The 8,364-nt window shown below is 69.7% G+C and carries 8 protein-coding genes; 7 read left to right on the top strand and 1 reads right to left on the bottom strand.

The window, feature by feature from the left end:
* The first annotated feature begins 43 nt into the window (after nucleotides 1–43).
* The 3 genes from E3O49_RS16030 (at nucleotide 44) to E3O49_RS16040 (ending at nucleotide 1,781) form a co-directional block, all read left to right on the top strand.
* Nucleotides 44–556, top strand: a complete 513-nt coding sequence (locus E3O49_RS16030) for an HNH endonuclease signature motif containing protein (RefSeq protein WP_478213387.1) — start codon at nucleotides 44–46, stop codon at nucleotides 554–556.
* A 120-nt stretch (nucleotides 557–676) separates the two neighbouring features.
* Nucleotides 677–1,237, top strand: coding sequence for a hypothetical protein (locus tag E3O49_RS16035; protein WP_134364989.1), 561 nt, complete (start codon nucleotides 677–679; stop codon nucleotides 1,235–1,237).
* A complete protein-coding gene (locus tag E3O49_RS16040; RefSeq protein WP_134364988.1) occupies nucleotides 1,230–1,781 on the top strand; it encodes a hypothetical protein in 552 nt (183 codons plus the stop codon). The genes E3O49_RS16035 and E3O49_RS16040 overlap by 8 nt, the downstream gene beginning before the upstream one ends.
* A 23-nt stretch (nucleotides 1,782–1,804) precedes the next feature.
* Here E3O49_RS16040 and E3O49_RS16045 read toward each other — a convergent pair whose 3' ends face one another.
* Nucleotides 1,805–3,037 carry a low temperature requirement protein A gene (locus E3O49_RS16045; protein ID WP_160141137.1) on the bottom strand — a complete coding sequence of 411 codons (1,233 nt, stop codon included), beginning with the start codon at nucleotides 3,035–3,037 and terminating at the stop codon, nucleotides 1,805–1,807.
* Nucleotides 3,038–3,193: 156 nt separating this feature from the next.
* Between E3O49_RS16045 and E3O49_RS16050 the strand changes: the two genes are divergently transcribed.
* Genes E3O49_RS16050 through paaZ form a run of 4 tightly spaced genes read left to right on the top strand, consistent with a single transcriptional unit; the run spans nucleotide 3,194 to nucleotide 8,105 of the window.
* Entirely contained in the window at nucleotides 3,194–4,378 is a 1,185-nt protein-coding gene (locus E3O49_RS16050; protein WP_134410223.1) for an acetyl-CoA C-acyltransferase, read from the top strand.
* Nucleotides 4,379–5,125 carry an enoyl-CoA hydratase/isomerase family protein gene (locus E3O49_RS16055; protein ID WP_134405315.1) on the top strand — a complete coding sequence of 249 codons (747 nt, stop codon included), beginning with the start codon at nucleotides 4,379–4,381 and terminating at the stop codon, nucleotides 5,123–5,125.
* The gene (locus tag E3O49_RS16060) at nucleotides 5,122–6,036 is read left to right on the top strand and encodes a 3-hydroxyacyl-CoA dehydrogenase family protein (RefSeq protein ID WP_134364986.1); all 915 of its coding nucleotides are present in this window, start codon (nucleotides 5,122–5,124) and stop codon (nucleotides 6,034–6,036) included. Before E3O49_RS16055 ends, E3O49_RS16060 begins: the two co-directional genes overlap by 4 nt.
* Entirely contained in the window at nucleotides 6,033–8,105 is a 2,073-nt protein-coding gene (gene paaZ / locus E3O49_RS16065; protein WP_134364985.1) for a phenylacetic acid degradation bifunctional protein PaaZ, read from the top strand. The genes E3O49_RS16060 and paaZ overlap by 4 nt, the downstream gene beginning before the upstream one ends.
* Nucleotides 8,106–8,364: the final 259 nt, after the last annotated feature.

The raw sequence follows: 8,364 nt of genomic DNA on the forward strand, positions 1-8,364 counted from the left end.
GCACGGAGTCGGCTGGATCGACGGGGTCGAAGCCCCCGTGTCGATGCGCACCGTGAATCAGCTCATCTGCGCCGGCGGGTACCGCAAGATCCTTCTCGGAGTGAACGGGGAGGTCCTCTACCTCGGCGGCAAGGAGAGATTCTTCTCCCAGGCCCAACGCCGGGCGATTGCCGCCCGGGACGGCGGGTGCATCATCCCGGGCTGCCAGGTGAACGCGGCCTGGGCCGAGGTGCACCACATCATCCCGTGGGTCAACCACGGGCCCACCGACATCGACAACGGGGTGCTGCTCTGCTGGTTCCACCATCACAGCATCGAGACCTCGGGGTGGCTGATCCGCATGGTGCGGGGCAAACCCGAGGTCATGGCCCCGGTCTGCCACGACCCGGCCCGCACCTGGGTACCGGGCCAGGACCACCGCGCCCACCGGGCCAGCGGTGCTGGCGTCNTGGCGTCGGTAACCGCGCCCGCACCCGCGCTCACCCACGGGCCACCGATTCCGCGCACTAGCCGACCTCGCACCAGCCCCTCGGCCGTCCCGCTGCCGCCCCGCTGACCGGCGCTCCAACTCCGTGCCCCGAACTCCGTGCCCCGAACTCCGTGCCCCGAACCCCGAACCCCGAACCCCGTACGCTGGATGCCGAGGATCACCGATCTTCCGAGCGAGGGAGACCCCATGGGCTATTTTCTGGCACCGACGACCAGCGCGGCGCTGTCCCTGCTCGGCGAGCTGGACGCATCCGCCCAGACCGCCCCGCTCGACCGCGTGCGGGCCATCCGCACCCTACTCCGTGAGCTCGATGCCGACCCGGCCACCCTGACCGGTGTGCGGAACGCACTCCGCGGCGGATCGACCTGGGAGGAGATCGCCGAAGCGACGCTCCTGCAGACCGCAGCGGCCAAGTCGCGGTGGAGCGGCACGGATGACGAGATCGCGGCCCGCCAAGCCGCGGGGCGCAAGCGAGCTGTCCGTCCCAGCACCGTGCCGACCGACCTGCCGGGTTTGTCCGTGTCGGCGGCAGCAGCGAAACTGGGGGTGACCGTTCAGGCCGTCTATCTGAAGGTCAGCCGGGGAAAGCTGGCCAGCCGGACGATCGAGTTGCCTGACGGTCGCAGCTACAAACGGGTCTTCCTTGGTGGCGACGACGGGGCCAACCTTGACCACGCCCCAACGGCAGAAGACAATGAGCCAATCTACCCAGCCGATTCCTCCGGACGGAGCACGCATCATGACTGATTTCTATTCGGGAACACCCGCACCGACCAGGACCCTGGACACCGATCCAACCCAGACCCTGGTGACTTCCGATTTCGTCGACGAACGCGGGGCGGAGCTGCAGCCCGAGCCCGAGCAGCCGCCCGCGCCGGAGCGCGCTGCCTCCGCCGCCGCGGTGAGACGGGTGCCGTCGCCCGCCCAGCGCACCGCGCTCGTCGTCCTGGTCGCCATCGGGGCGCTGGCGCTGGTCTTCATCGTCATGCTCGTGGCGGGGGTCTCCAGCGAGAGCATCAACGCCCTGGCTGTGTTCGCGACCCCGATCGCCTCGATGGTGGCCGCGTACTACGGCATCACGCTGAGCATCCAGCAGGTCGGTAACGAGCGGGCCGAGAAGGAAAAGGCTCTCGCCCGAGCGGATGCCGCCGACGCGGCCAGCCGGGAGACCGAGGTGTGGGCGTCCCAGATGGAGTCGGGCCTGCGGGTCGCCGTGGCCCAGCTCACCGCCGCGCGGATGGGCACCGACGCGGTCACGAAGGCGGCCGGCACCCCCGACGGCTTCTTCTAGTCGGTCCGTTCTTCTTTTCCGGCCTAGCCGGCCTCCTCGTCTGCCGTGCCGTTGCGGAGGCGCACGATCGTCTCCCAGCAGGCGACGACCGCCAGCACCCCCATGCTCGCGGCTCCGAGCAGGAGAGGGGACAGCAGGAAGGACAGCGGCAGCAGGCACAGCAGCAGGACGATGCCCAGCAGGTGTGACAGGAGCACCTCGCCGGTCACGACCAGACGGAACAGCGCCAGTCCGAGCAGGTACAGCAGTGGCCCGCCGGTGATCGTGACGGCCGTGGAGAGCATCATCGTGTCGTGCGGGTGCCCGAGGATTTCCTTGTCGCCGACACCGGTCAGCACGACGCCGGCGATGATCACGGCGTGCACGTAGGTGTAGGCGAGCCGGGCGACGCGCCCGGAACCCTCGTCGGCCGCGAGCGCCCTGCTGCCGGCGCTCTCGGCGTGATCGAAGTAGAGCCACCACATCGCAACGCCGCTGACGAAAGCTATCAGCAGCCCCAGCACGCCCGCCAGTGACGCCGACTGGTCGACAAAGGCGAATCCGGTTACCAGGAACGATTCGCCGAGCGCGATGATCACGAAGAGGGCGCTGCGTTCAGCGATGTGCGCGCCGGTGAGCTCGGCGTTCCTCGGGCGGGACCGTCCGAGCCCGGGCACTGGGAAGCCGACGCCGGCGGAGAGGAACTCGATGCCGAGAGCCAGGGTCCAGAGCGCGAGGCGATATGCCGGGGGGAGCAGGCCGCCCACGATCCAGAAGGCGCCCGCCATCGCCAGCCAGAGGAAGATCCGCACGAAGGTCCGGAACAGCGCAGAGTCGTGGCGGGCCACAGCGATCGCCATGAAGGCGGTGCGGCCCAATTGCAGCAGGACGTAGGCCAGCGCGAAGACGAGGCCCCGGTCGCCGAAGGACTCGTAGATCGACACGCTGATTACGAGCCCGATCAAGGACAGGCCGATCACGGCGCCGCGCACCGGCAGGCGGGCCGGATCGAGCACATTGGTCACCCAGGTGGTGTGCACCCAGATCCACCAGAGGGCGAGAACGAGCACGGCGGACTCGAGCGCGCCGGCCCAGGACTGGTTCTCGTAGAGATAGCGGGAGAGCTGGGTCAGCGCGAGCACGAAGATGAGGTCGAAGAACAGCTCGATGTGCGTGACCCGGTCCGCCTGGGCGGAATGATCGGGACGCAGCAGGTTGCGGCGGATCCCGAAACCAGGCGAACGGATGGCGGGGGTGGTGTGGGGCTGTGAAGTCACCGGACCAGTCTGCCCCAGTAGCGTGAGCCCGTGCGGGAATCCCGCCCGCCTGATCCCGCGGAGCGGGCTGTCGGTTGCCCATCTGGTGCTTTCTATGACATTCTTTACGAAACGAACGGTCAGTTAGTAAATACGGCGATCAAAGGTGATGAAGCCATGCCCGAAGCATTCCTCGTTGATGGTGTTCGAACTCCCATCGGCCGATACGGCGGAGTGCTGGCCGGCATCCGTCCCGATGACCTCGCAGCCCTGGTGCTCGCCTCGGTCGTGTCCCGCGCCGGTCTGGACCCGGCTCTGATCGACGAGGTGATCCTCGGAGCAGCCAACCAGGCCGGCGAGGACAACCGCAACGTCGCCCGGATGGCCGTGCTGCTGGCCGGTCTTCCCGACAGCGTGCCGGGGATCACCGTCAACCGGCTCTGCGCCTCCGGCCTCTCCGCCGTGCACATGGCGGCCAACATGATCAAGGCGGGTGAAGCCGACCTCGTCATCGCCGGCGGCGTCGAATCGATGACCCGTGCACCCTGGGTACTCGCCAAGCCGGAGAAGGCCTTCGCCAAGCCCGGCGAGATCGTGGACACCTCCATCGGCTGGCGCTTCCGGAACCCGCGCCTCGAGGCCCGCGACAAGGCCACCTTCTCTATGTCGGAGACGGCGGAAGAGGTCGCCACCATCGACGGCATCAGCCGCGCCGACGCGGATGCCTTCGCCCTGCGTTCGCACCGGCTGGCACTGGACGCCCAGCGTGACGGCATCTTCGACGCCGAGATCGTCGGGGTGCCCACCCGCGCCGGCCTGGTCGAACTCGACGAGGGGCCCCGGGCCGACACGACGCTCGAACGCCTCGCCGCGCTGCGGTCGGTCGTGCGACCGGGCGGCATCGTCACGGCCGGCAACGCCAGCTCGCTCAACGACGGCGCCTCCGCGATCATCGTGGCCAGCGCCGCGGCCATCGAGCGCCTCGGCCTCACCCCCCGCGCCCGCGTGGTGGGCGGCGCCAGCGCCGGTGTCGCACCGGAGACCATGGGCCTCGGCCCGGTCCCGGCCACGCAGAAACTGCTGCAGCGGGCCGGCCTGACCGTCAAGGACGTGGATGCCGTCGAACTCAACGAGGCCTTCGCGACCCAGTCGCTGGCCTGCATCCGCCGGCTCGGGCTGGACCCGGAGATCGTCAACCGGCACGGCGGGGCCATCGCCCTCGGGCATCCGCTCGGGTCGTCCGGTTCCCGCATCCTGATCACCCTGCTGGGCCGGATGGAGCGCGAGGGCGCCCGTCGCGGCGTGGCAACCATGTGCGTCGGCGTCGGACAGGGCTCCTCCCTGCTCGTGGAGCGTGTCTAGATGAGCCACGAATTCACGACCCTGCTGGTCGAGTACCGACCCGACCGCGTACACGTGCAGCTGAACCGGCCCGACGTGCGCAACGCCATCGACCAGACCATGATCGACGAGCTGCACCAGGTCTGCGCCGAACTCGAGCGCGGGCCGCGCATCCTGATCCTGTCCGGTACGAACGGCGTGTTCGCCTCCGGGGCGGACATCGCCCAGTTGCGGGACCGGCGCGCGGAAGACGCCCTCAAGGGCATCAATTCCAGCCTGTTCGCGCGGATCGCCCGCCTGCCGCTGCCGGTGATCGCGGCCATCGACGGCTGGGCGCTCGGCGGCGGAGCCGAGCTGGCCTACGCCGCCGACTTCCGGATCGCCTCCGAGACCGCCCGACTCGGCAACCCGGAGACGGCGCTCGGCATCATCCCGGCCGCCGGCGCCCTCTGGCGGCTGGCCGAGCTCGTGGGGGAGCCCGTCGCGAAGGAGATCATCCTGGCCGGGCGCATCCTGACCGCCGCGGAGGCTCTCGCCGTGCACCTCGTCACGGAGGTGCACGAGCCGGACGCGCTCCTCGCGGCCGCGCACGCCCTGGCTGACCGGATCGCCCGGCAGGACCCCCTGGCCACCCAACTGGCCAAGGAGGTCTTCCACGTTCCGGCCCACGAACACCCGCAGGCCGACAACGAGGCCCAGGCCCGCCTGTTCGAATCGGAAGAGAAATTCACCCGGATGACCGCATTCCTGGAGAGGAAGAAGCGATGACGCTCAGCACCGAGAACCTCAGCACCGAGAGCCTCAGCACCGAGAACTTGCCCGGCGGCGTGCCGCAGCACGTCGGTGTGCTCGGCGGCGGCCGGATGGGCGCGGGGATCGCGCACGCGTTCCTGATGGCCGGCGCATCCGTCACCGTGGTCGAGCAGGGCGACGCCGCCGCTGCCGCCGCGCACGACCGGGTGATGGCGGCCGTTGACAAGTCGGTCAGCCGCGGCAGCGTGGCCGCCGGCCGCGACGAGCTGTTCGGCAGGCTGAGCGTGGCGACGGATGCCGCCGCCTTCGCCGGCTCCGGGCTGGTCGTCGAGGCCGTGCCGGAGATCGTCGCCCTCAAGACGCAGGCGCTCCGCACCGTGGAGGCGCACCTCGCGCCCACGGCCTGGCTCGCGTCCAACACCTCCTCGCTGTCGATCACCGATCTGGCCGAGGCGCTCGACCGCCCGGAGCGGTTCATCGGCCTGCACTTCTTCAACCCGGTGCCTGTCTCGACCCTGATCGAGGTCGTCACGGGGGAGCGCACCGACCCGGAGCTCGCGCGACTCGCCCAGTCCTGGGTGTCCGCACTCGGCAAGACGCCCATCATGGTGCGTGACTCACCCGGCTTCGCCAGCTCGCGCCTCGGCGTCGCCATCGCGCTCGAGGCGATCCGCATGGTCGAGGAGGGCGTCGCCAGCCCTGAGGACATCGATGCCGCCATGGTGCTCGGCTACAAGCATCCGGTCGGGCCTCTCCGCACGACCGACATCGTCGGGCTCGACGTTCGGCTCGGCATCGCCGAGCACCTGCATGAGACCCTCGGCGACCGCTTCACCCCGCCGCAGCTGCTGCGCGACCTCGTCGCGCGCGGTGACCTCGGACGCAAAAGCGGCCGCGGCTTCTTCGATTGGAAGGACGCATCATGACACTCCTCAGCTCTGGACCCGGCACCTCTGAACCCGGCACCGGCACGGTTGTGCCCAGCTACGTTCTCGACTCCTGGTGGACTCCGGCGGACGGCGCCCGCACCCAGCGCGTGCTCGACGCGAGCACCGGCGACGAGATCACTCAGGTCAGCAGCGAGGGCCTCGACCTCGCCGCGGTGGTGGAACACGCCCGCACGATCGGCCAGGCCTCGCTCGGCGAACTCACCTTCCACCAGCGCGCCATCCTGCTCAAGAAATTGGCCCAGTACCTCGGCGGGGTCAAGGAGGAGCTCTACGAGCTCTCCGCGCGCACCGGGGCCACCCGCTACGACTCGATGGTCGACATCGACGGCGGCATCGGCGTGCTCTTCACCCTGTCCTCCAAGGGACGCCGCGAGATGCCCAACAGCCAGGTCTACGTCGACGGCGACGTCGAGGCCCTCTCCCGCGACGGCTCGTTCAGCGGCCAGCACATCTACACCCGCATCCCCGGGGTCGCGTGCCAGATCAACGCGTTCAACTTCCCGGTCTGGGGCATGCTCGAGAAGCTCGCGCCGGCGTTCATCGCCGGGGTCCCCACGATCGTGAAGCCGGCCACCCCCACCGGGTACCTGACCGAGGCGGTCGTGCGGCACATCCTGGCGTCGGGCATCCTCCCGACCGGCAGCCTCCAGCTCATCTCCGGCAGCGCCCGCGACCTGATCGACCACCTCGACTACCGCGACCTGGTGGCCTTCACCGGCTCCGCCGGCACCGCCCGCAGCCTCAAGGCGCACCCCAACGTGGTGGAGGGCGGCGTGCGCTTCACCAGCGAGACCGACTCGCTCAACGCCGCGATCCTGGGACCGGATGCGACGAAGGGCACCGCCGAATTCGACGCCTACGTGGCCTCGGTCGTCACCGAGATCACCAGCAAGGCCGGCCAGAAGTGCACCAGCATCCGTCGCCTGATCGTGCCGGCGGGACGCCGGGACGAGATCGTCGCGGCCGTCTCCGAGCGCGTGGCGCGCCGCGTCACCATCGGGGACCCGCGCGCCGAGGGGGTCACGATGGGCCCCCTCGCGAGCCGGGAACAGCGTGACGAGGTGCTCGGCAGCGTCGGGCGCCTGATCAGCGGGGGCGGGCACATCGTGATGGGCAGCCTGGACACCCCGGAGGGGACCGATCCGGTCGGCGCGTTCGTGGCGCCCGTGCTGCTGGCCTTCGACGACCCGGAATGCCCGGCCGTGCACGAGATCGAGGCGTTCGGCCCGGTCGCGTCCATCATCGAGTACACCGATCTGGCGCACGCCGTCGCGCTGGCCGCCCTCGGCGGCGGCTCGCTGGTGACCACGGTCGCCACGCACGACCCTGACGTCGCGCGCACGCTCGTGCTCGGGATCGCCGCACACCACGGCCGGGTCCTGATGCTCGACCGGGTCGATGCCCGAAGCAGCACCGGTCACGGCTCACCCGTGCCGCACCTGGTCCACGGCGGGCCCGGGCGCGCCGGCGGCAGCGAGGAGCTGGGCGGCATCCGTTCGGTGCTGCACCACATGCAGCGCACCGCCATCCAGGGCTCGCCCGACATGCTGACCGCCGTCACCGGCGAATGGCACACCGGCGCAGCCGTGCACACGGGCATCCACCCGTTCCGCAAGTCGCTGGCCGAGCTTCGCGTGGGCGACCAGACGCAGGGTGGACCGCGCGTGGTCACTCTCGCGGACATCACGGCCTTCGCCGAGGCCACGGGCGACAAGTTCTACGCCCACACCGACGCCGAGGCCGCCGCTGCCAACCCGTTCTTCCCCGGAATCGTCGCGCACGGCTACCTCCTGGTGTCCTGGGCGGCCGGGCTGTTCGTCGACGCGGCCCCCGGGCCCGTGCTGGCGAACTCCGGACTGGAGCACCTGCGGTTCGTCACTCCGGTTTCGGCGGGCGACAGCATCCGGGTCACCCTCACGGCCAAGCGCATCACCCCGCGTGAGACGGACGAGTACGGCGAGGTCTGCTGGGATGCCGTGCTGCACAACCAGAACGATGAGGTCGTCGCCACCTACGACGTGCTCACCCTGGTCGCCAAGGAATAACCCGCCGTAACGCGCACCACGCCGGCAGCGAAAGCGCACAGATGGCCCCCTGGACTGTTCCCTGGGGGCCATTTGTGCGCTCAAGGGGCAATATTCAACTTCGCCGGGCTCAGCCGTTTCCATCCCTCATTCGGGGGCCAATAATGACCCGAGCGGGAGTCCGGAAGATGTCAACCTATGTGAGTCAGTTTCCTTAGGCGGTCATTGAGTTCGTTCCTTCCTTTTCGGGTTCGTTGATCCACGTCGTCGTCGGGAATGT

Source organism: Cryobacterium shii, assembly GCF_004402595.1.
Lineage (GTDB): Bacteria > Actinomycetota > Actinomycetes > Actinomycetales > Microbacteriaceae > Cryobacterium > Cryobacterium shii.